General features: G+C 70.8%; 18 protein-coding genes. 4 read left to right on the top strand and 14 right to left on the bottom strand.

What is annotated here, in order from left to right; all coding sequences use genetic code 11:
- Window positions 1–55: 55 nt before the first annotated feature.
- The 12 genes from BMZ18_RS17890 to infC form a co-directional block, all read right to left on the bottom strand.
- The gene (locus BMZ18_RS17890; RefSeq protein WP_068365806.1) at window positions 56–574 is read right to left on the bottom strand and encodes an arginine repressor; all 519 of its coding nucleotides are present in this window, start codon (window positions 572–574) and stop codon (window positions 56–58) included.
- Window positions 571–1500 (bottom strand): ornithine carbamoyltransferase, encoded by a 930-nt coding sequence (gene argF / locus BMZ18_RS17885; RefSeq protein ID WP_068365807.1) that lies wholly within the window; start codon window positions 1498–1500, stop codon window positions 571–573. Before argF ends, BMZ18_RS17890 begins: the two co-directional genes overlap by 4 nt.
- Window positions 1497–2705 carry an acetylornithine transaminase gene (locus BMZ18_RS17880; RefSeq protein WP_068101614.1) on the bottom strand — a complete coding sequence of 403 codons (1209 nt, stop codon included), beginning with the start codon at window positions 2703–2705 and terminating at the stop codon, window positions 1497–1499. Before BMZ18_RS17880 ends, argF begins: the two co-directional genes overlap by 4 nt.
- Window positions 2702–3622, bottom strand: coding sequence for an acetylglutamate kinase (gene argB / locus BMZ18_RS17875; protein WP_068105728.1), 921 nt, complete (start codon window positions 3620–3622; stop codon window positions 2702–2704). The genes BMZ18_RS17880 and argB overlap by 4 nt, the downstream gene beginning before the upstream one ends.
- A gap of 38 nt (window positions 3623–3660) precedes the next feature.
- Window positions 3661–4869 carry a bifunctional glutamate N-acetyltransferase/amino-acid acetyltransferase ArgJ gene (gene argJ / locus BMZ18_RS17870; RefSeq protein ID WP_068365808.1) on the bottom strand — a complete coding sequence of 403 codons (1209 nt, stop codon included), beginning with the start codon at window positions 4867–4869 and terminating at the stop codon, window positions 3661–3663.
- Window positions 4866–5909: an N-acetyl-gamma-glutamyl-phosphate reductase gene (gene argC, locus BMZ18_RS17865; RefSeq protein WP_068365809.1), complete on the bottom strand. Its 1044-nt coding sequence runs from the start codon at window positions 5907–5909 to the stop codon at window positions 4866–4868. The genes argJ and argC overlap by 4 nt, the downstream gene beginning before the upstream one ends.
- Window positions 5910–5954: 45 nt before the next feature.
- Window positions 5955–8477 (bottom strand): phenylalanine--tRNA ligase subunit beta, encoded by a 2523-nt coding sequence (pheT, locus tag BMZ18_RS17860; protein ID WP_068365810.1) that lies wholly within the window; start codon window positions 8475–8477, stop codon window positions 5955–5957.
- A gap of 78 nt (window positions 8478–8555) precedes the next feature.
- Window positions 8556–9626 (bottom strand): phenylalanine--tRNA ligase subunit alpha, encoded by a 1071-nt coding sequence (pheS, locus tag BMZ18_RS17855; RefSeq protein ID WP_068365811.1) that lies wholly within the window; start codon window positions 9624–9626, stop codon window positions 8556–8558.
- A 117-nt stretch (window positions 9627–9743) separates the two neighbouring features.
- Complete coding sequence (locus BMZ18_RS17850; RefSeq protein ID WP_068365814.1) at window positions 9744–10580, bottom strand: TrmH family RNA methyltransferase; 837 nt, start codon at window positions 10578–10580, stop codon at window positions 9744–9746.
- The gene (gene rplT / locus BMZ18_RS17845; protein ID WP_068101628.1) at window positions 10577–10963 is read right to left on the bottom strand and encodes a 50S ribosomal protein L20; all 387 of its coding nucleotides are present in this window, start codon (window positions 10961–10963) and stop codon (window positions 10577–10579) included. Before rplT ends, BMZ18_RS17850 begins: the two co-directional genes overlap by 4 nt.
- Window positions 10964–11014: 51 nt before the next feature.
- Complete coding sequence (gene rpmI / locus BMZ18_RS17840; protein WP_068101631.1) at window positions 11015–11209, bottom strand: 50S ribosomal protein L35; 195 nt, start codon at window positions 11207–11209, stop codon at window positions 11015–11017.
- Window positions 11210–11280: 71 nt separating this feature from the next.
- On the bottom strand, window positions 11281–11928 hold the full coding sequence (gene infC, locus BMZ18_RS17835) for a translation initiation factor IF-3 (RefSeq protein ID WP_068105734.1): 648 nt from the start codon (window positions 11926–11928) through the stop codon (window positions 11281–11283).
- Window positions 11929–12314: 386 nt separating this feature from the next.
- On the opposite strand from infC, the gene BMZ18_RS17830 reads away from it, so the two are divergent.
- Entirely contained in the window at window positions 12315–12716 is a 402-nt protein-coding gene (locus BMZ18_RS17830; RefSeq protein ID WP_170851511.1) for a DUF1844 domain-containing protein, read from the top strand.
- Between the two features lie 52 nt (window positions 12717–12768).
- On the opposite strand, the gene uvrA is transcribed toward BMZ18_RS17830, so the two are convergent.
- On the bottom strand, window positions 12769–15681 hold the full coding sequence (gene uvrA / locus BMZ18_RS17825; RefSeq protein WP_068366646.1) for an excinuclease ABC subunit UvrA: 2913 nt from the start codon (window positions 15679–15681) through the stop codon (window positions 12769–12771).
- Between the two features lie 236 nt (window positions 15682–15917).
- On the opposite strand from uvrA, the gene BMZ18_RS17820 reads away from it, so the two are divergent.
- The 3 genes from BMZ18_RS17820 to BMZ18_RS17810 all read left to right on the top strand — a co-directional run bounded on the left by BMZ18_RS17820 (window position 15918) and on the right by BMZ18_RS17810 (window position 20235).
- Window positions 15918–16604 carry an MBL fold metallo-hydrolase gene (locus BMZ18_RS17820; RefSeq protein ID WP_068366649.1) on the top strand — a complete coding sequence of 229 codons (687 nt, stop codon included), beginning with the start codon at window positions 15918–15920 and terminating at the stop codon, window positions 16602–16604.
- 153 nt (window positions 16605–16757) lie between these two features.
- Window positions 16758–17792, top strand: a complete 1035-nt coding sequence (locus BMZ18_RS17815; RefSeq protein WP_074922354.1) for a DoxX family protein — start codon at window positions 16758–16760, stop codon at window positions 17790–17792.
- Between the two features lie 121 nt (window positions 17793–17913).
- Window positions 17914–20235 carry a HelD family protein gene (locus BMZ18_RS17810; protein WP_074922352.1) on the top strand — a complete coding sequence of 774 codons (2322 nt, stop codon included), beginning with the start codon at window positions 17914–17916 and terminating at the stop codon, window positions 20233–20235.
- A gap of 93 nt (window positions 20236–20328) precedes the next feature.
- On the opposite strand, the gene BMZ18_RS17805 is transcribed toward BMZ18_RS17810, so the two are convergent.
- Window positions 20329–20781 (bottom strand): universal stress protein, encoded by a 453-nt coding sequence (locus BMZ18_RS17805; protein ID WP_068101644.1) that lies wholly within the window; start codon window positions 20779–20781, stop codon window positions 20329–20331.
- Between the last annotated feature and the right edge of the window lie 217 nt (window positions 20782–20998).

Raw genomic sequence — 20998 nt, 5'->3', positions numbered from 1 at the left:
GTTGAGCTCCTTGTGTGTCGTGGTTCGGTTCGCGCGAATTCCGTGGTGCGGAACGTCAGTGCGCGAGATGTTCGATGCGGTCCGCGAGGTCGCGTCCGGTGAGGGGTTCGCGGGCGATCACGAAGATCGTGTCATCCCCCGCGACGGTCCCGACGACGTCGGGCAGCGATGCGCGGTCCAACGCGCTCGCGAGATAGTGCGCGGCCCCCGGTGGTGTCCGCAGCACGGCGAGGTTGGCACTGGCGTCGGTGGACACCAGCAGCTCGCCGAGCAGCCGGGACACCCGTCCGGTCCCGCCGGACACCCCGCGGACGGGGCTGCCGTCCTCGGGGACGAGGTAGACGCCCGGTCCACCGTCCGCTCCGCGCAGTTTGACGGCCCCGAGCTCGTCGAGGTCCCGCGAGAGCGTGGCCTGGGTGGCCTCGATGCCCTCGGCGGCCAGCAGATGCTGCAGCTCGGGCTGCGACCGCACCTGGTGCTCGCCCAGCAGCGCGACGATGCGCGCCTGCCGCCCGGCACGGGTGGACGCCGTGACCGGCCCCCGCGACTCCGGCTCGGTTCGGGGGGACGTCACCGCGACTGCTCCAGCAACCACACCAGCACCGCCTTCTGCGCGTGCAAGCGGTTCTCGGCCTCGTCCCACACGCCGCTGTGCGGTCCGTCGAGGACGGCGTCGGTGATCTCCTCACCGCGGTGGGCGGGGAGGCAGTGCAGGACGAGCACGTCGGACGCGGCGCGCGCGAGAAGGTCCTCGTTCACCTGGAACGGACGCAGCGGACCGATCCGATCGAGCCCGTCGTTCTCCTGACCCATCGACGTCCACGTGTCGGTGACCAGGACGTCCGCATCGGTGGCGGCCGCGATCGGATCGGAAGTCACAGTCACCGACCCGCCGGTCTCGGCGGCGCGGGCCTCGCCGGCCGCGACCACGTCGGCGTCGGGCAGGAAGCCCTCCGGTGCGGCGACGGTGACGTGCATGCCCGCCGTGACGCCGCCGAGCACGAGCGAGTGCGCCATGTTGTTGGCGCCGTCACCGAAGTACGACAGCCGCAGCCCGGCCGTCCTGCCCTTGCGTTCGGCGATGGTCTGCAGATCGGCGAGCACCTGGCAGGGATGGAACTCGTCGGACAGGGCGTTGACGATGGGCACGGTCGCGCCCGTCGCCATCTGCTCGAGACGCTTCTGCCCGAACGTCCGCCAGACGACGGCGTCGACGTACCGGGACAGGACGCGCCCGGTGTCCTGGAGGGTCTCCTCGCGGCCGAGCTGGGTGCTGCGACCGTCGACGACGACGGCGTGTCCGCCGAGCTGGGCCACACCCATCTCGAAGGAGAACCGCGTCCGGGTGGAGTTCTTCTCGAAGATGACGCCGACGCCGCGCGGACCCTCCAACGGCCGCCGGGAGAACGGGTTCTTCTTGAGTTCCGCTGCGAGAGCGAGGATCTCGGCCTGCTCGGCCGGACTCAGATCGTCGTCCCGCAGGAAGTGTCGGAGCGTCACTGCGCTGCCTCCTTCGGTGCGGCGGCCCCGTCGAGGACCGCCGGCAGTGCGGCCACCAGCGCGGCGGCCTGATCGTCGGTGAGAATCAGCGGCGGCGCCAACCGGACGACGTCCGGCTGTGCCGCATTGACGAGGAACCCCGCGTCGCGCGCGAGCCGTTCCACCTCGGGTGCGACGGGTGCGGTCAGCACGACGCCGAGCAGCAGACCCGCGCCGCGCACGTGGTCGACCAGCGGATGACCGAGGCTCTCGATGTCGTGGGCGAGCGACTTGCCCAGCCGGTCCGCCCGCGCCAGTAGATCGTCCTCGCCGATCGTCCGCAACACGGCGAGCGCCGCGGCGGCGCAGACCGGGTTGCCACCGAACGTCGTCCCGTGCTTGCCCGGCGTGAGCAGCTCCGCCGCGCGGCCGACCCCGATGGTGGCGCCGATGGGCAGTCCGCCGCCGAGGCCCTTGGCCAGGGTGATCACATCGGGCACGATGCCGTCGCGCTGATGGGCGTAGAACCAGCCGGTCCGGCCGATACCGGTCTGCACCTCGTCGAGAACCAGCAGCGCACCCCGGGCAGCGGTGATCTCGCGCGCGGAGGCCAGGTACCCCGCCGGCGGCACGACGACTCCGCCCTCTCCCATGATGGGTTCGAGGAACACCGCGGCGGTGGTCTCGTCGACGGCGGCGTCGAGCGCCGCGACGTCCCCGAAGGGCACGTGCGTGACACCGCCCGGCAGCGGCTCGAACGGGGTGCGCTTGTCCGGCTGTCCGGTCAGCGCCAGGGCCCCCATGGTGCGACCGTGGAACGCCTTCTCGGCGGCGACGATGCCGGGGCGGCCGGTGAGCCGGGCCATCTTGAACGCGGCCTCGTTCGCCTCCGTGCCCGAGTTGCAGAAGAACACGCGCGCATCGGTGCCCGGCGCGTGGCCGAGGTGGTGGAGGAGCTGCTCGGCGAGGGCGACGGAGGGCTCGGACGCGTAGAGGTTCGACGTGTGGCCGAGCGTCGAGAGCTGTGTCGTCACGGCCTCGACGACGGCCGGGTGCGCGTGGCCGAGGATGTTGACCGCGATGCCCGCGAGGAAGTCGACGTAGTCCTTGCCGTCCGCGTCGGTCACCACGGCGCCCGCACCGCGCACCAGCGCGACGCGGGGCACGCCGTAGTTGTTCATCAGCGCGTCCGCGAAGCGGTGCTGGAGCTGCTCGGTGGCGGTCACGGGACCACCCGCGTCGTGTCGGACACCATGGTTCCGATCCCTTCTCCGGTGAACAGTTCGAGCAGGACCGAGTGCTCGGTCCGGCCGTCGACGACGTGCGCGCTCGGCACACCGCCGCGTACGGCGCGCAGGCAGGCTTCCATCTTGGGCACCATGCCGGCGTCGAGGGTCGGCAGCAGCTGCTCCACCGAGGCGGTGTCGATCTCGGAGACGAGCGAACTGCGGTCCGGCCAGCGGGTGTAGAGGCCCTCCACGTCGGTCAGCATCACCAACTTCTCCGCGCCCAGCGCCTCGGCGAGAGCCGCTGCGGCGGTGTCCGCGTTGATGTTGTGCACCACGCCGTCCGCATCGGGAGCGATGGTGGAGACCACCGGGATGCGTCCCGCGTCGATGAGATCGTGCACCGCGTCGGGATTCACGCTCGTGACGTCGCCGACCAGCCCGATGTCCGTCGCCACCCCGTCCACCTGCACGGTTCGCCGCGTCGCGGTGAACAGGCCGGCGTCCTCGCCGGAGATGCCGACCGCATACGGTCCGTGCGCGTTGATCAGCCCGACCAGTTCGCGGCCCACCTGACCGAACAGCACCATGCGGACGATGTCCATGACCTCGGGCGTTGTCACGCGGAAGCCGCCGCGGAACTCCCCGACGAGCCCGAGCCGAGAGAGCATCGCGGAGATCTGCGGGCCGCCGCCGTGCACCACCACGGGATGCACGCCCACCGTGCGCAGGAACGCCATGTCCGCGGCGAAGGCGGCCTTGAGGGTGTCGTCGACCATCGCGTTGCCGCCGTACTTGACGACGACGATCCGGCCGGACCACCGCTGCAGCCACGGCAGGGCGCCGGCGAGCACGCGCGCCGTCTCGGCGGCGCCCGCCGACCCCGTCTGCTCACGGTCGGCGCCCACCGACCCCATGTGCTCACGGTCGGCGCCGGCCGACCCCATGTGCGCCGTCACGACGAGTACGCCGAGTTCTCTTCGACGTACCCGTGCGAGAGGTCCGTCGTGCGAATGGCGGCGGCCGCGTCCCCGACGCCCAGATGCACGTCGACCGCGATGTCGGTCGCCGAGAGGTCCACCTCGCGCGCCCCCGGCGCGCCCATGCCGTCCACGCAGACCGGCCGGCCCTGGAACGAGACCGAGATGCGGTCGGGTTCCATGTCCACCGGCGCCGTTCCCACGGCGGCGAGCACCCGGCCCCAGTTCGGGTCGGAGCCGAAGAGAGCCGTCTTCACCAGCGAGTCACGAGCGATCACCCGGGCCGCCACGACGGCGTCGTCCTCGCTGCGCGCGCCCCGCACGGTGACGGTGACGCGCTTGGTCACGCCCTCGGCGTCCGCCATGAGCTGATCGGCGAGGTCGTCGCAGACCGCGAGCACGGCGGCGTCGAGGTCCTCCTGCGTCGCCGCCACCCCGCTGGCACCCGACGCCAGGAGCAGCACGGTGTCGTTGGTGGACGTGGCGCCGTCCACGTCGAGACGGTCGAAGGACCGCGACGTCGCATGCCGGAGCGCGCGGTCGAGCTGCTCGGACGTGGCGACGACGTCGGTCGTCACCACGCACAGCATCGTCGCCAACGAGGGGGCCAGCATGCCTGCACCCTTGGCCATGCCGCCGACGTTCCATCCACCCGGATGGTGGAGGGCGGCCTGCTTGGGCACGGTGTCGGTCGTCATGATCGCGTAGGCCGCGTCGGTGCCGCCAGAGATGCCGCCCGCGAGCTCGTGCACGATCTCGGTGACGCCCGCGAGCAGAGCGTCCATGGGGAGCCGGTCCCCGATGAGGCCGGTGGAACAGACGGCGATCTCTCCCGCGCCGGTCTCGGAGCCCCAGTCGCTGAGCACGTCGGCGAGATGTTCGGCCGTGCGATGGGCGTCCTGGAAGCCCGGTGCCCCGGTGCAGGCGTTGGCGCCGCCGGAGTTCAGGACCACGGCGCGCAGTGCGCCGGAGGACAGCACCTGCTGGGACCACAGCACCGGCGCAGCCTTGACCTTGTTGGTGGTGAAGACGCCCGCCGCCGCGTGATCGGGACCCTCGTTGAGGACGAGCGCGAGGTCGGGCTTGCCGCTCGCCTTGATGCCGGCGGCGATGCCCGCGGCGCGGAAGCCGGCTGCGCAGGTCACCCCCTGCGTGCGCACCAGAACGCCGGACTCCGCGGTCACGGTGCCACCCCCACGGTGTCGAGCCCGTCGGTCTCAGGAAGACCGAGGGCAAGGTTCATCGACTGCACGGCCCCGCCGGCCGTGCCCTTGGTGAGGTTGTCGATCGCGGCAAACGCGATCAGTCGGCCGGCGTCGGCGTCGACGACCACCTGCAGCTGCACGGCGTTCGATCCGATCACCGATCCGGTCTGCGGCAACGACCCCTCCGGTAGCAGGTGCAGGAACGGCTCGTCGGCGCAGAACTCCCGGTACACCGCCCGGGCCTGCTCGGCGGTCGCGGTGGTGGGAGCGGAGCACGTGGCGAGGATGCCGCGCGGCATGGGTGCCAGCACGGGGGTGAACGACACCGTCACCTCGGTGCCGGCGATCGCTCCGAGGTTCTGCGCGATCTCGGGGGTGTGCCGGTGCGCGCCGGCCACGCCGTAGGGCCGGACCGAGCCCATGACCTCCGACCCGATGAGATCGACGCGCGCGGATTTCCCGGCGCCCGACGTGCCGCTGACGGCGACCACGCTCACCTCGGGCGAGACGATGCCGGCGGCCACTGCGGGCGCCATCGCGAGAGTCGACGCCGTCGGGTAGCACCCCGGCACCGCGATGCGTGTCGCGGTGGACAGGGCGGCCCGAGCGCCGGGGAGTTCGGGCAGGCCGTACGGCCAGTGGCCGGCGTACTCGCCGCCGTACCACCGATCCCAGGCGGCCGCATCGGTGAGACGGAAATCCGCGCCGCAGTCGACGACCAGGGTCGACTCGGGCAGCGCCGCGGCGATCTCCGCCGACTTGCCGTGCGGCAGGGCCAGGAAGACCACGTCGTGCCCGGCCAACCGCTCCGGCGAGGTGTCGGTCAGCTCGCGGTCGGCGAGCGGCACCAGGTGCGGGTGATGCTGGCCGAGCAGGGTGCCGGCGTTCCCGCCGGCGGTGAGGGCGCCGAGCGACAGGCTCCCGTCGCGGTAGCCGGGGTGCCCGAGCAGGAGCCGAAGGATCTCCCCCCCGGCGTAGCCGCTCGCCCCGGCGACGGCAATCGTCCGTGCGGTGGTCATGTGATGATTATGCACCACCGTGCAAGCTCATTCGACAGGGGGCGGCTACCGCAGGTGCGCGCCGACCGCCGACGCAGCCGCCGCGACGGCTGCGTCACGCGCGGCGCTGGCCTCGTCCTCCGTGAGCGTGCGGTCCGGGGCGCGGAAGCGCAACGCGAACGCGAGGGACTTCCGGTCCGCACCCACCTGATCGCCGGTGAAGACGTCGAACAACCGGATGTCCTCGAGCAGCCCGCCCGCCCCTGCGACCAGCGCCTTCTGCACGTCCGCAGCCGCCACCGCGCGATCGACGACCACCGCGACGTCCTGCAGCACGGCGGGGAACGGGGAGACCGTCGGAGACGGCAGCACCTCCCGGACCTCGATCGCGTCCAGATTCAGCTCGACGGCGCAGGTGCGCGGCGGCAGGCCGGCCCGCTCGAGCACCCCGGGGTGCAACTCCCCCGCGTGACCGACCACGACGCCGTCGACCACCAGTTCCGCACACCGCCCCGGATGCCACGGCAAGTACTGCGCGGCGCGCAGTTCGAGGTCCACGCCGCACGCGTCGGCCACCGTTCGCGCAGCCGCGAAAGCGTCCGCCGCCTCGGCCGGTCGCCCCGGACCCCAGGGACCCGACGCGGTCACCGCACCGGTCAGCACCACACCGACATGGACGGGCTGGGCGGGCAGCGACTGGGTGAGCGCGGCGATCTCCTCCTCCGTCGGACGACGGTCCACTGCCAGTGCGTCGACGGGACGGGTGCCCTCACCGGGCAGCACGACCTGGGCGATCGAGAACAGCGCCAGATCGCGCTGTCCACGAGAGACGTTGCGCTGCAGGGTCTCCAGCAAACCGGGAAGGAGCGTCGTGGCCAATGCGGGCCGGTCCGCCTCGAGCGGATTGAGCACCGTGGTGGTCACGCGTCGAGTGTCGTCGGACGGCAGACCCCACACGTCGAACACACCCGCGGGCAGGAACACCGGATTCAGGATCTCGACGTGTCCGGTGTAGGCCAACGCCCGGCCGATCGCTCGACGACGGCGCTGCACGGGCGTGAGTCCACGCCCGGCGGGTGCCGAGGGAAGCACCGACGGGATGTTCTCGAGCCCCTCGAGCCGCAGCACCTCCTCGACCAGGTCCGCGGCCTGGGTCAGGTCCGGTCGCCAGGTCGGCGGGGTCACCACCAGCACACCGCGACCGGCCTCGGACACCTCCACCCGCGTCTCGCACCCGATTTGCGACAGGCGACGCACCGAGGTCCCCGCGGGGTACTGCACCCCGGCGACCCGATCCGGTCGATCCAGGTCCATCCGCACGGCGGGGAAGGTGTCGGCCGCGCCGACGTCGGTCAGCGTCGACTCCACCCGACCACCGGCGATCGACACCAGCAGCGACGCCGCACGATCGAGCGCGCGCACCGGCAGCGCGGAATCGACGACCCGCTCGTACCGCCGGCTCGCCTCGCTCGGCAGCTTGTGGCGTCGAGCCGTGCGGAAGACCGCGAGCGGGCTCCAGATCGCCGCCTCGAGCACCACGTCGGTGGTCGCGTCCGAGACTTCGGTGGAAGCGCCGCCCATTACACCGGCGAGCGAGACGACCCCCGAGTCGTCGGCGATGACGACGTCCTCCGGATCGAGCGTGCGCTCGACGTCGTCGAGGGTGCGCAGCGTCTCCCCCGCCGCAGCACGACGAACCACGAGCGGCCCCTGCAACGCGGCGGCATCGAACGCGTGCAACGGCTGGCCGAGCTCGAGCATGACGTAGTTCGTGACGTCGACCGCGGCCGAGATCGGTCGGACGCCGGCGAGCAGGAGCCGTCGTTGCAGCCACCACGGCGAGCGTGCCCCCGCGTCGATACCGACCACGCGGCGCGCGGCGAAGCGCGTGGCGCCGGACTCCGCGCGCAGATCGACCTCCCACGCGGGACCGTCCGCCGCAGCCGCCGGCACCACCGGGTGCCGGGCATCCGCCGGGTCGGCGTAGTCGAGGTCGAAACCGCACGCGAGCTCGCGCGCGAGACCGCGCACGCTGAGGGCGTATCCGCGGTCGGGCGTGACGTTCACGTCGAAAACCGTGTCGTCGGTGCCCAGCACCGCACGGGCGTCGTCACCCGGCGTGACGACGGCGTCGGTGCCGGCGACCCGGGTGTCGGCGGGCAGCGTGAGAATGCCCGAATGGTCGGCGCCGATGCCCAGTTCGGAGACCGAGCAGATCATGCCGTCGGACGTGCGGCCGTAGGTCTTCCGCGCCGCGATGGCGAACCCGCCGGGCAGCACGCACCCGGGCAGCGCCGCGACCACCAGGTCCCCGACGACGAAATTGCGCGCACCGCAGACGATGCCCCGCGGCTCCGCCTCCCCGACCTCGACCAGACAGAACCGGATCGGCTTCTTGAACTCCGTCAGTTCCTCGATGGACTCGACGCGGCCGATCACCAACGGACCCGTGATCTCGGGCAGCGGCAGCACGTCCTCGATCTCGAAGCCCACCCGGACGAAGCCGGCGTCGAGCTCGTCGGCGGACACCTGCCATCCGGGAGCGGCCTTGGAGACCACCTCGGTCAACCAGGACTGGGGAACGCGCACGGCGGGAGCTCGCTTTCGTGAATCGGGTGGAGCGTGAATCGAGGGCGTGGAGACCGGAGGCGTGGGGACCGAGCGGTGTCAGCCCTGCACGCCGAACGGCAGTCCGAAGCGGACGTCGCCCTCGACGATGTCGCGCATGTCCGGGATGTCGTTGCGGAACTGCAGGGTGCGCTCGAGGCCCATGCCGAACGCGAACCCGCTGTAGACCTCGGGATCGACCCCGCACGCCCGCAGCACGTTGGGGTTGACCATGCCGCAGCCGCCCCACTCGACCCAGCCGGCCCCGCCCTTCTTGCGCGGGAACCAGACGTCCACCTCGGCGGAGGGCTCGGTGAACGGAAAGTAGTTGGGACGCATACGCGTTCGCGTCTCCGGTCCGAACAACGCGCGGGCGAACGCATCGAGGGTGCCGCGCAGATGGGCCATCGTCAGACCCTTGTCCACGGCGAGCCCCTCCACCTGATGGAAGACGGGTGTGTGGGTGGCGTCGAGCTCGTCGGTCCGGAAGGTGCGGCCGGGGCACACCACGTAGATCGGCAGTTCGCGCTCGAGCATCGACCGCACCTGCACGGGCGACGTGTGGGTCCGCAGAACCTGACGTGACCCTTCCGGGGCGACGTGGAAGGTGTCCTGCAGCGTCCGCGCCGGGTGATCGGGCAGGAAGTTCAGGGCGTCGAAGTTGAAGTGCTCGGCCTCGACCTCCGGGCCGTCGGCCACCTCCCACCCCATGGCGACGAACACGTCGGACACCTGGTCGGCGATGACGGTGATGGGGTGCCGCGCTCCGATGGGGCGACGAACGGCCGGGAGAGTGACGTCGATGGCCTCGGCCACCAGGGCGGCGGCGTCACGTTCGGCGGCCAGGGCCTCGCGGCGGGCGTCGTGCGCCTCCTTGACGCGGTCGCGCGCCATCTTGACCTTCTTGCCCGCGTCCGCACGCTCCGACTTCGGCAGCTGCCCCAGGGCACGCTGGGCCAACGCCAGCGGCGCCTTGGGCCCGATGTGCGCGGTCTTCGCCTCGGTCAGCGCGTCGAGGTCACCCGCTGCGTCGAAGGCGGCCTGCGCCTCGGCGACCGCGCCGTCGAGGGCGTCGTCCGTCAGCAGCCGGGCCTCGTCCCCATCCTGGCCCGCGCTCTCGTCCCGCTCCACGTCGACTGTCTCCGTTCGTCTCGACCGCCGTCGGACGGCGATCGCTGTGCGGCCCGCCCGAGCAGGTTCTTCTCGGGGGGAAATCCTAGGCGATGGGCACCGATCGACCCGCATCCCTCACGGTCGCCGGCGACGGTGGACGCGGGCGCTGGCGTAGAGACACAGCGTGGCAGCCGTGGCCAGGTTCAGACTTTCGGCGCGGCCGTGGATCGGAATCGACACCCGGTGATCCGCGGCCGACGCCACCTCGGCGGACAACCCGTGGGCCTCGTTGCCGAAGAGCCACGCGGTGGGACCGGCGAGCAGATCGTCGGCGTCGTCGAGGTCCACCTCGCCGTCCACGGTGGTGGCCACGACGGTGAGGCCGGCGCCGCGCACGGCGTCCAGCACCGCGTCGATCGAGCGTTCCCGCGCGACGGGAAGGTGGAACAGACTGCCCGCGGACGCCCGCACGGCCTTGCCGTTCTCGGGGTCCACGCTGTCCCCGGCGAACACGGTGGCGTCGGCTCCCGCGGCGTCGGCCACCCGCAGCAGCGTGCCCGCATTACCGGGCTCGGCGATCTCGACGGGAACCGCCACCAGCCGTTGCCCCGGGGCGACGGCATCCGCCACGCCGACGACGACCGACCGCGCGACGGCGATCAGACCGGGCGGGGTCACCGTGTCGGACAACGCCGCGGCGGCGCGATCGGTGACGACGTCGACCGGCACTCCGGCGGCGCCTGCGGCCGTGACCGGTCCCCCGTCGCGGTCGACCCAGCGCTGCGTCGCGAAGAGGCGCAGGGCGGCGCCGGCGGCGACCGCCTCGACGACGGCGTTCTCACCCTCGGCGAGAAACAGTCCGGTCCGGCGACGTTCGGCACCGCGATGGAGCTTCACAGCCGACACGACCCGCGGTGTCCGCTCGGTGAGCGGAGCCGCGGGTCGCGTGGAGCTGTCGGGGGAGCCGGTCAGGCTGCTTCTCCCGGCTGGTTCACATCGGCGGGCAGAGCGGCCTTGGCGATCTCGACCAGGCTCGTGAACGCCGCTGCGTCGGACACGGCGAGCTCGGCGAGGATCTTGCGGTCCACCTCGACACCCGCGATCTTCAGGCCCTGGACGAAGCGGTTGTAGGTGATGTCGTTGGCGCGGGCCGCCGCGTTGATACGCGTGATCCACAGCTTGCGGAAGTCACCCTTGCGCGCCCGGCGGTCCCGGTAGGCGTAGGTGAGCGAGTGGAGCTGCTGCTCCTTCGCCTTGGTGTACAGACGCGAGCGCTGTCCGCGGTAACCGCTGGACGCCTCGAGAATCGAACGGCGCTTCTTCTGGGCGTTGACCGCCCTCTTGACGCGTGCCACTGGTGAATCCTTGTCGATCTGGGGCCGTGGGACGGCCCGGGTTGGAGGGTGTCAGAGACCGAGCAGCCGCTTGACGCGGGGAACGTCGTTCGCGCTCACGACGGCCTTGCCGTCCAGGCGGCGGGTGACACGCGAGGACTTGTGCTCGAGCAGGTGGCGACGGCCGGCCTTCTGGCGCAGGATTTTTCCGCTACCCGACACCTTGAATCGCTTCGACGTACCACTGTGCGTCTTCGACTTGGGCATGAATCCTCAGTTCTGTGTTGCGTCGACCCGCATCCGAGCGTGCGGATCGACCGTGTACGGACCGGGGCGCGCTACGCGCCCGGTGTGGGTGAAGCGGGAGGGGCAGCGGGAGCTGCCGGACGTGCCTGCGACTGCTCGGCGGCCTTGGCGCGAGTCTTGGCACCCTTGTGCGGGGCCAGAACCATCGTCATGTTGCGGCCGTCCTGCTTCGCGGACGTCTCGACGAATCCGAACTCCGCGACGTCTGCACCCAGACGCTGCAGCAGGCGGTAACCCAGCTCCGGGCGCGACTGCTCGCGTCCTCGGAACATGATGGTGACCTTCACCTTCGAGCCGGCTTCGAGGAAGCGGACCACGTGGCCCTTCTTCGTCTCGTAGTCGTGATCGTCGATCTTGGGGCGGAGCTTCTGCTCCTTGATGACCGTGAGCTGCTGGTTCTTGCGCGACTCACGAGCCTTCTGCGCTGCCTCGTACTTGAACTTGCCGTAGTCCATGATCTTGCAGACCGGCGGACGGGCATCGGGGGCGACCTCGACCAGATCGAGATCGGCCTCCAGAGCCAGGCGTAGCGCATCTTCAACACGCACGATCCCCACCTGTTCTCCACCCGGTCCGACAAGTCGGACCTCGGGAACGCGGATGCGATCGTTGATGCGAGTCTCAGTGCTGATGGGGCCTCCTCGGTAGTGCGGTGACGGACTGTGCCGGACCGGCGCCAGTGCGCCTCGCCTTCCGTCGACACCCCGAGCCGGTGAGATATTCCCGAGCAGTGCTCGGGCCCATCGACGCGAAAGACCCCGTGGCCACGATTCCTCGTGGACAGCGGGGTCCGGTACCGACCGGTCCACCCGAGCCGGAGCTCGACGACGCCGACACGAAACTCGACGTCACGCACCGCAGTGCGAGGGACCGGACCACTGAACGGCGAACCGAACAGAGGTGGGAGACGGACTCCACTTGCGGCCTCCGGGCGAACTGGTCACCTGAAGGCGGTCGTGGCGCAACGATACCACTCGGGCCGCCGGTGACCGAATCGCGTCGGCGCTACCGAGCGGTGTCGTTCCCACCCACCCACCGGCCTGTTCGCGCGTGAGAAGGTGAGTTCATGAGCGACGCGGCCGACGCCGGCATTTCCTCCGACCCCACCGACTCGTCCCCCAGCGACCCGTCCCCCACCGGGCCCACGGCCGTGCGCGAGCTCGCCGACGTTCCTGCGGTCGAGGTCATCAGCCGCTCGGCGGTGATGCTCATGAGTTCCGCCGCGGAGAAGCTCGGCCTCTCCGACGAGGATCCCGAGAACAGCCCCCACCTCGATCTGGACGAGGCCCGACGCGTCATCACCGCCCTCGCGGGACTGGTGACGGCCTCGGTGGAGTTCCTCGGACCGCACGCCGGCCCCATCCGAGAAGGCCTGCAGGCGCTGCAGCGCGCGTTCCGCGAGCAGTCCGCGCACCCCGACGCACCGGGCGCCGGACCCGGCGAGAAGTACACCGGGCCCGTGTACTGACGATCGGGGGTCGGACGATCGAGGGCTCGACCGGTTCCGGGTCGAGGCGGGCTCAGACTCCGACGGGCTTGCGCTTCCGACGAGTCCGCACGGCCGGCGCCGGCGGCGCCTGACCCAGGACCTCGCGCAGGAACTTGCCGGTGTAGCTCTCCGGCGTCGCCGCGATGTCCTCGGGCGTGCCCTCGGCGACCATCGTGCCGCCGCCGGACCCGCCCTCGGGTCCCATGTCGATGACCCAGTCGGACGTCTTCACGACGTCGAGGTTGTGCTCGATGACGATGACCGTGTTGCCCTTGTCGACAAGCCCGTTGATCACCAGCAACAGCTTGCGGATGTCCTCGAAGTGCAGCCCGGTGGTGGGCTCGTCGAGAATGTAGACCGTGCGGCCCATCGACCGCTTCTGCAACTCCGCGGCCAGCTTGACGCGCTGGGCCTCACCGCCGGACAGGGTGGTCGCCGGCTGACCGAGGCGGACGTAACCCAGGCCCACCTCGTTCAACGTCTTGAGGTAGCGGTGGATCGAGGTGATCGGCTCGAAGAAGTCCGCCGCCTCCTCGATGGGCATGTTCAGGACCTCGGCGATGGTCTTGCCCTTGTAGTGGACCTCGAGGGTCTCCCGGTTGTAGCGGGCACCGTGGCACACCTCGCACGGGACGTACACGTCGGGCAGGAAGTTCATCTCGATCTTGAGGGTGCCGTCCCCGGAGCACGCCTCGCACCGACCGCCCTTGACGTTGAACGAGAACCGTCCCGGCTGATACCCGCGCACCTTCGCCTCGGTGGTCGCCGCGAAGAGAGTCCGGATCTTGTCGAACACCCCGGTGTACGTGGCCGCGTTGGACCGCGGCGTCCGACCGATCGGTGACTGATCGACGCGGACGAGCTTGTCCAGCTGGTCCAGACCGTTGATCCGGGTGTGCCGACCGGGCACCTGCCGAGCACCGTTGAGCTTGTTGGCCATGACGGTGGCCAGGATGTCGTTCACGAGAGTCGACTTGCCGGATCCCGAGACCCCGGTCACCGAGGTGAGAACGCCGAGCGGGAAGCTCACGTCGATGCCCTGCAAATTGTGCTCGCGCGCACCCACGACCGTCACCTTGCGCTTCGGGTCGACGGCGCGTCGAGCCTCGGGCACGGCGATGGCGGACCGACCGGAGAGGTACGCGCCGGTCAGGCTCTCCGTGTTCTCGAGCAGTTCCTTGTACGTGCCGCTGTGGACGACCCGGCCGCCGTGCTCGCCGGCGAGGGGGCCGATGTCGACCACCCAGTCCGAGGTGCGGATGGTGTCCTCGTCGTGCTCGACGACGATGAGCGTGTTGCCGAGGTTGCGCAGACGGGTCAACGTGTCGATCAGGCGCCGATTGTCGCGCTGGTGCAGGCCGATGGACGGCTCGTCGAGCACGTACAGCACACCGACCAGGCCGCTGCCGATTTGCGTGGCCAGCCGGATGCGCTGCGCCTCGCCGCCGGACAACGTGCCGGCCGCACGCGAGAGCGTGAGGTACTCGAGGCCCACGTCGAGCAGGAATCCCAGGCGCGCCTGGATCTCCTTGAGCACCTGGCCGGCGATCGCCTCCTCGCGGGTCCCGAGGGTCAGCGTGTTCAGGAACCGCGAGCAGTCGGCGATGGACAGCGCACAGACCTGCGCGATCGAGAGCGCCCCGAAGTCACCTGCGGTGATGCTCACCGACAGGATCTCCGGCCGGAGGCGAGCGCCGTCGCACACCGGGCAGGCCACCTCCCGCATGTATCCCTCGTACCGCTCCTTCATGGCGTCGGACTCGGTCTGATCCATGCGGCGGTGCAGGAAGGGCATGACGCCCTCGAACTCCGCGTAGTAGGACCGCGTGCGCCCGTAGCGGTTCTTGTAGCGAACGTGGACCTGGTGCTCGCTGCCCTCGAGGACCGCTCGCTTCACCTTCGCCGGGAGCTTGCGCCACGGGGTGTCGATGTCGAAGCCCATCGCGTCGGCCAGGCCGCCGAGCAGCCGGCCGAAGTACTCCGACGTCTGCCCCATCGACCACGGGGCGATGGCGCCGTCGGCGAGGGACAGGTCCGGATCCGGCACCACGAGATCCGGATCGACCTCCTTGCGGACTCCCAGGCCCGCGCACTCCGGGCACGCGCCGTAGGGCGAGTTGAAGGAGAAGGACCGGGGCTCGAGCTCGTCGATCGACAGGGCGTGACCGTTGGGGCACGCGAGCCGCTCGGAGAACCGCCGCTCGCGGTCGGCCGCACCCTCCTCCCGATCGACGAAGTCGAGCACCACGATGCCGTCGGCGAGGCGGAGCGCGGTCTCGACCGAGTCGGTCAGCCGCTGCTTCGACGACGCCTTGACCGTCAGGCGGTCGACGACCACCTCGATGTCGTGCTTGTCCTGCTTCTTCAGCTTCGGCGGATCGGTCAGCTGGTGCACCGTGCCGTCGACACGAATTCTGGAGTAGCCCTGCGTGTTCAGCTGCTCGAACAGGTCGACGAACTCGCCCTTGCGCGTCCGCACCACGGGTGCGAGAACCTGGAAGCGCAGGCCCTCCTCCATGTCCAGCACCTGATCGACGATCTGCTGCGGCGTCTGCTTCGCGATGCGCTCACCGCACTGCGGGCAGTGGGCGGTGCCGGCGCGGGCGTAGAGCAGACGGAGGTAGTCGTACACCTCGGTGATGGTGCCGACGGTGGAGCGGGGGTTGCGGTTGGTCGACTTCTGGTCGATCGACACCGCCGGGGACAGGCCCTCGATGAAGTCCACGTCCGGCTTGTCCATCTGGCCGAGGAACTGGCGCGCGTAGGCGGACAGCGACTCGACGTAGCGCCGCTGTCCCTCGGCGAAGATCGTGTCGAACGCGAGCGACGACTTCCCGGATCCGGACAGGCCCGTGAACACGATCAGGCTGTCTCTGGGCAGGTCGACGTCGACGCCCTTCAGGTTGTGCTCACGTGCGCCTTGCACGACCAGGCGATCCGCCACGGTCCGTCCTCTCGTCTCGCACGGCCGATCACCGTGCTGTCCGTACTGTCCCCGCGCCGTCGCAGTCCCGCGCCACTGTCCCCACGCCGTCGCGCGTCGGGTTCCTCCGACCGTCCGATTCGGCACCGAGGACCGCTCCCGACCATAGGCCGGACCACCGACACGTCGTGCCACACGTCGGCGCACGGCCCGGTCTCCGGCGCTCGACGGCGTCCGACGTGGGTAATCTCACGCTCATGAGCCCCACCGAGCGCACCGTGTCCGACGACTACACCGGCGACGTGTCCGACGGGAGCGCACAGCGGCGAACGCTGTCGCATGCCGCGATCGTGAAGACCTCGGTGGGCCCCATGGACAACAACGCCTATCTGGTCGTCTGTTCCCGGACGGGTTCCGCGCTGCTGATCGACGCCGCGAACGACGCCGAGACGTTGCGTGCGCTCGTCGCCTCCGCTGCGCCGCGCGTCGAGCTCGTCGTCACCACACACCAGCACGCCGACCACTGGCAGGCGCTGTCGGCACTCGTCGACGCGACGGGCGCGCCCACCGCGGCGCACCCGCTCGACGCGGACCCGCTCCCCGTCGTCCCCGACACGCTGCTGCACGACGGTGACCGTGTGACGGTCGGCGACGTGGACGTCGACGTGATCCACCTCCGCGGGCATACGCCGGGCTCGATCGCCCTGGCGGTGACGGACCCGGCCGACGGCCGCGTCCACCTGTTCACGGGCGACTCCCTGTTCCCCGGCGGCGTCGGCAAGACCGACGGGCCGGAGAACTTCGAGTCGTTGCTGAACGACGTCGAGACCAAGTTGTTCGCGCGGTTCGACGACTTCACCGTCGTCTATCCCGGCCACGGCAAGGACACCACGCTCGGTGCCGAGCGCCCGCACCTCGGGGAATGGCGCGAGCGCGGGTGGTGACCGTGCGCGGTCACAGCAGCCGACGCCCGTCACGGGGATTGACTCGGGGGGCCCGGGGGTACTGCTACCGGTGATGCGGACCGGTCGCCCTCGTCGGCGGCGGGTTCGCACACCCGTTCCACCGTCCCAGACCGCCGTTCTGCAGGAGGCTCAGTGATTGTCCGCCGGATCGCCCGACCGATGCTTGCATCCATCTTCGTCGCGGGGGGCGTGGACGCACTGCGCAACCCGTCCGGCCGAGCGAAGGCCGCGAAGCCGCTGATCGACAAGAGTCAGGACGTCCTTCCCGACGAGGTCACCCAGAACGTTCCCGACGATCCGGAGACGCTCGTCAAGATCAACGCGGCCATCCAGATCGGTGGCGGCGTTCTGCTCGCGACGGGCAAGGCGCCGCGCATCGCGTCGGCCGTCCTCGCCGGCAGCCTGGTGCCGACGACCCTCGCGGGTCACGCCTTCTGGGAGGAGACCGACCCGGAGGCCAAGGCTCTGCAGCGCACCCAGTTCCTCAAGAACGTCAGCCTGCTCGGTGGTCTGCTGATCGCCGCCGTCGACACCGAGGGCAAGCCTTCCGTCGCCTGGCGCAGCAAGCGCGCCGCGCGCAACGCGAAGGTGGCCGTCGCCGGGGCCATCCCGCTCGCGTCGTCCTCGGACACCTCCGACACGCTGGCGTCCGCAGGCCACAAGGCGAAGGAGTTCGCCGAGGTCGCGGCCGAGCGCGTGCAGCCCTACGCCGAGGTCGCGGCGCACAAGGGAGCCGAGCAGGCCGCCGTTCTCGCGAACGTCGCGCAGGACCGCGGCGGGAAGCTGGCCGAGCTGGCCAAGGAGCGCAGCGCCAAGTGGGCCGACCTCGCGGCCGCCCGCGCCTCCGACCTCGCCGAGGTCGCCCAGGACAAGGGCAGCAAGTACGCCGACGTGGCCGTCGCTCGCGGTGCGGATCTGGCGGAGCGGGCCCGCAAGGACGGGTCCGACCTGCTGGACGAGTACGGCAAGAAGGCCCGCAAGGCCACCAAGAAGCAGCGCAAGGAAGCGCGCAAGCAGCTCGAGCAGGCGCGCAAGGACTACAAGAAGAAGTACGCCTCGGCAAGCAAGGACGCGCAGAAGCAGCTCCAGTCGTCGCTGAAGGACGCCGAGAAGCGCGCCCGGTCCGCGCGCGCGCAGATCGAGAGCACCGTGCACCAGTACGTCTGATCCCCGGATCGGTCAGCAACTCCGTCGACGGCCGACGCCCTCCCTCCCGGAGGCGTCGGCCGTCGTCGTGTGCGACGCCCGTAGACTCTTCTGGCTCTCGTTTCTGCCTTCAGGAGGCCCAGTGCCGGATCCGGCCACCCCCTCGTCCCCCGGCGAACCCGACGGCCCCACCCCTGCCGTCGACCCCGCGCTGGCCGACGAACAGCGCCACCTCGACGTGCTCTACCGACGTCTCGACGAGCTCCGCGCGTACGCGAAATCCCGTCTGGGCACCGTGCTGCTCGAGACCGGCGGGACGCCGCAGGCCCGCAGCGAACGGGAATCGTTCAGCGCGCTGTACACCGAGGACCTGGCCAAGTACGACTCGTCGGAGAACGGGCTGTGCTTCGGCCGCATCGACGTCGACGAGGACGACGCCCCCCGGTACATCGGGCGACTCGGCATTCTCGACGAGGACAACGACTTCGAGTCGCTCCTGTACGACTGGCGCGCACCGCTCGCGCGTCCCTTCTACCTGGCCACACCGGCGGCCCCGGAGGGCGTGCGGCGCCGCCGCCACCTCCGCACGCGCGGCCGCACCGTCACGGGAGTCGCCGACGAGTTCCTCGATCTCGACGCGGCCCGCGATGCGGGCGTGGAGATCGGCAGCGACGGCGTGGCCGGCGAGAGCGCGTTGCTCTCCGCGTTGAACGCCGCGCGGACCGGGCACATGACCGACATCGTCGAGACCATTCAGCGCGAGCAGGACGACATCATTCGGTCCACCCACCGCAGCGTGCTGGTGGTGCAGGGTGGGCCGGGCACCGGCAAGACGGCCGTCGCGCTGCATCGCGCGGCGTACCTGCTGTACACGTACCGTCAGCAGCTCGACAAGAGCGGCGTGCTGGTGATCGGCCCCAACTCGACCTTCCTCGACTACATCGGTCAGGTGCTGCCGTCGCTCGGCGAGACGGGGGTGTTGCTGGCCACCGTCGGCACGCTCTTCCCGGGTGTCGACGCGAGCCGGTCCGAGACGGCGCGCGAGGCGGAACTCAAGGGCGACCTCGCCGTCGTCGATGTTCTCGTCGCCGCCGTGCGCGACCGCCAGGAAGTGCCGCGAGAGCCCGTCGTCGTCCAGTTCGACGGCTATCCCCTGCGCATCGACCGGAAGACGGTGACGCGAGCGCGCGGCCGCGCGCGATCGTCGCGCCGCCCGCACAACCTCGCGCGCCCGATCTTCGTGTCCACCATGATCGACCTGTTGGCCGACCAGTTCGCCGCGCAAGTGGGCGGCGACGTGCTCGGTGGGGCGAACCTGCTCAGTCGCGACGATCTGGCCGACACCCGCGACGAGATGCGCGCGGACCCCGACATCCAGCGCGAGCTGGCACGCCTGTGGCCGGACCTGACCGCCCAGCAGGTGCTGGCGGACCTTCTCGCGTCTCCGGAGCGGCTGCGTACCGCGACCCCGACCTGGTCCGACACCGACCGGCAGGCTGTCGCGCGCGCGGACGACGGCCGCTTCGCCCCGTCGGACGCTCCCCTGCTGGACGAGCTGGCAGAGCTGCTCGGCATCGACGATGCCGCGGAGCGGGAACGGGAACGGCGACGCTGGCGCGCGGAGATCGAGGACGCACAGGGTGCGCTGGACATCCTCACCGGCTCGGCACCGCAGGACCTCGAGGACGAACTGGACCCCGAGATCCTCATGGCCTACGACCTCGTCGACGCGGACCGGCTGGCGCAACGACACGAGAACACGCGTCGGTTGACCGCAGCGGAGCGCGCCGCCGGCGACCGAACGTGGACCTACGGACACGTCATCGTCGACGAGGCTCAGGAACTGTCGCCGATGGCCTGGCGCATGGTGATGCGACGTATCCCGAACCGGTGGATGACGCTGGTGGGAGACGTCGCGCAGACCGGTGCGCCCGCCGGCACGACGAACTGGCAGGACGTGCTCGGGCCGTACGTCGCGCGTCGCTGGAAATTGACCGAGCTGACGGTCAACTACCGCACGCCCGCCGCGATCATGGAACTCGCGCATCGGGTGCTGGCCGAACTCGACCCGGCGGCCACTCCGCCCCGATCGGTCCGGGAGGGCACCGACGCCCCCCGGGCGGACCACGTGCCGGCCGCCGATCTCTCGGCCGCCGTCGGACGGCACGTCGCCACCCATCCGCGCCCGGGCACCTCGGCGGTCCTGGCTCCCGCCGCGCTCGTCGAGCCGCTCCGCGTGTGGGCGAGCGCCGACGTCACGGTGAGCACCGTGCGCGAGGCGAAGGGACTGGAATTCGATTCGGTCGTCCTCGTCGAACCCGCCGGCATTCTCGCCGACTCCGCCCGCGGACTGAACGATCTCTACGTTGCCCTCACCCGGGCCACACAGCGGGTGGACATCGTGCACTCACTCCCGCTGCCCGACGTTCTGGGCGACGTTCCCCCGTACTCGGCCCGACCGTAGGGGCGACTGGGGGCGCCGCAGGGGCGACCTGGTGACGGTTCACCACCCGACGCCGCGAGCGGCGCGGGCGGTGAACGCCTCGGGAACCGTGACTCAGCGTGTGGTGTGGACGATGAGAACGTCGCACCGCGCCTTGCGCGCGGCATCCGACGGCACCGATCCCAGCAGCCGGCCGGTCAGCGAGTTCAGGCCGCGGTTGCCCACCACCAGCAGGTCCGCCTTCGTCTCACCGACGAGCTCGAGCAGAGCGTCGACGGGGTTGCCGACGACGGGACGCTCCTCGATGGAGGTGGCGCCGGCGGACGTCGCCCGCTCCCGCGCCGTGCGCAGGATCTCCTGTGTCGGAGCGGATCCCGTGATCTGGTAGGCGTCCTCGCCGAGGACGTCGGCATCGTGGCCGGACGCCTTCGAGTCCGCCGGGTAGTAGGCGCATGCGATGAACAAGGTGGCGTCGGCGTCCCCCGCCAGCGCCGCCGCCTTCTCCACGGCCCGCAAGGACGAATCGGAACCGTCGGTTCCGACGACGACGGTGCGGTAAGCGCTCATGCATTCCTCCAGTGGGTCGATCGACAGGACGTTGTCGAGACGAAGGGTCCGAGATCGGACGGTGGTCGAGTGTCGGATAGACCTTAGTCGCAGGCCGAATGCCCCGACACGGCTTCGGGTAAGCCACGACGTCCCGGGTCGGTCGCCCCGGCGTTCCACCGGGCGCGCAGCGGGCGCACGGTCGGCCTCGGCGGCAGCCGACGGCCCGCTCGCCTAC

The sequence above is a fragment of the Rhodococcoides kroppenstedtii genome, assembly GCF_900111805.1.
In the GTDB taxonomy this organism is placed as follows: Bacteria; Actinomycetota; Actinomycetes; order Mycobacteriales; family Mycobacteriaceae; genus Rhodococcoides; species Rhodococcoides kroppenstedtii.
This window is presented reverse-complemented; position numbering and strand designations above follow the sequence as displayed.

Excerpts from the sequence above, each read along its gene's own strand:
- argC (WP_068365809.1), bottom strand. The coding sequence starts at position 5,909 with ATGACCACCGCACGGACGATTGCCGTCGCCGGGGCGAGCGGCTACGCC.
- BMZ18_RS17820 (WP_068366649.1), top strand. The coding sequence starts at position 15,918 with ATGAGCCCCACCGAGCGCACCGTGTCCGACGACTACACCGGCGACGTG.
- rpmI (WP_068101631.1), bottom strand. The coding sequence starts at position 11,209 with ATGCCCAAGTCGAAGACGCACAGTGGTACGTCGAAGCGATTCAAGGTG.
- argB (WP_068105728.1), bottom strand. The coding sequence starts at position 3,622 with ATGGGGTCGGTGGGCGCCGACCGTGAGCAGACGGGGTCGGCGGGCGCC.
- BMZ18_RS17805 (WP_068101644.1), bottom strand. The coding sequence starts at position 20,781 with ATGAGCGCTTACCGCACCGTCGTCGTCGGAACCGACGGTTCCGATTCG.
- BMZ18_RS17830 (WP_170851511.1), top strand. The coding sequence starts at position 12,315 with ATGAGCGACGCGGCCGACGCCGGCATTTCCTCCGACCCCACCGACTCG.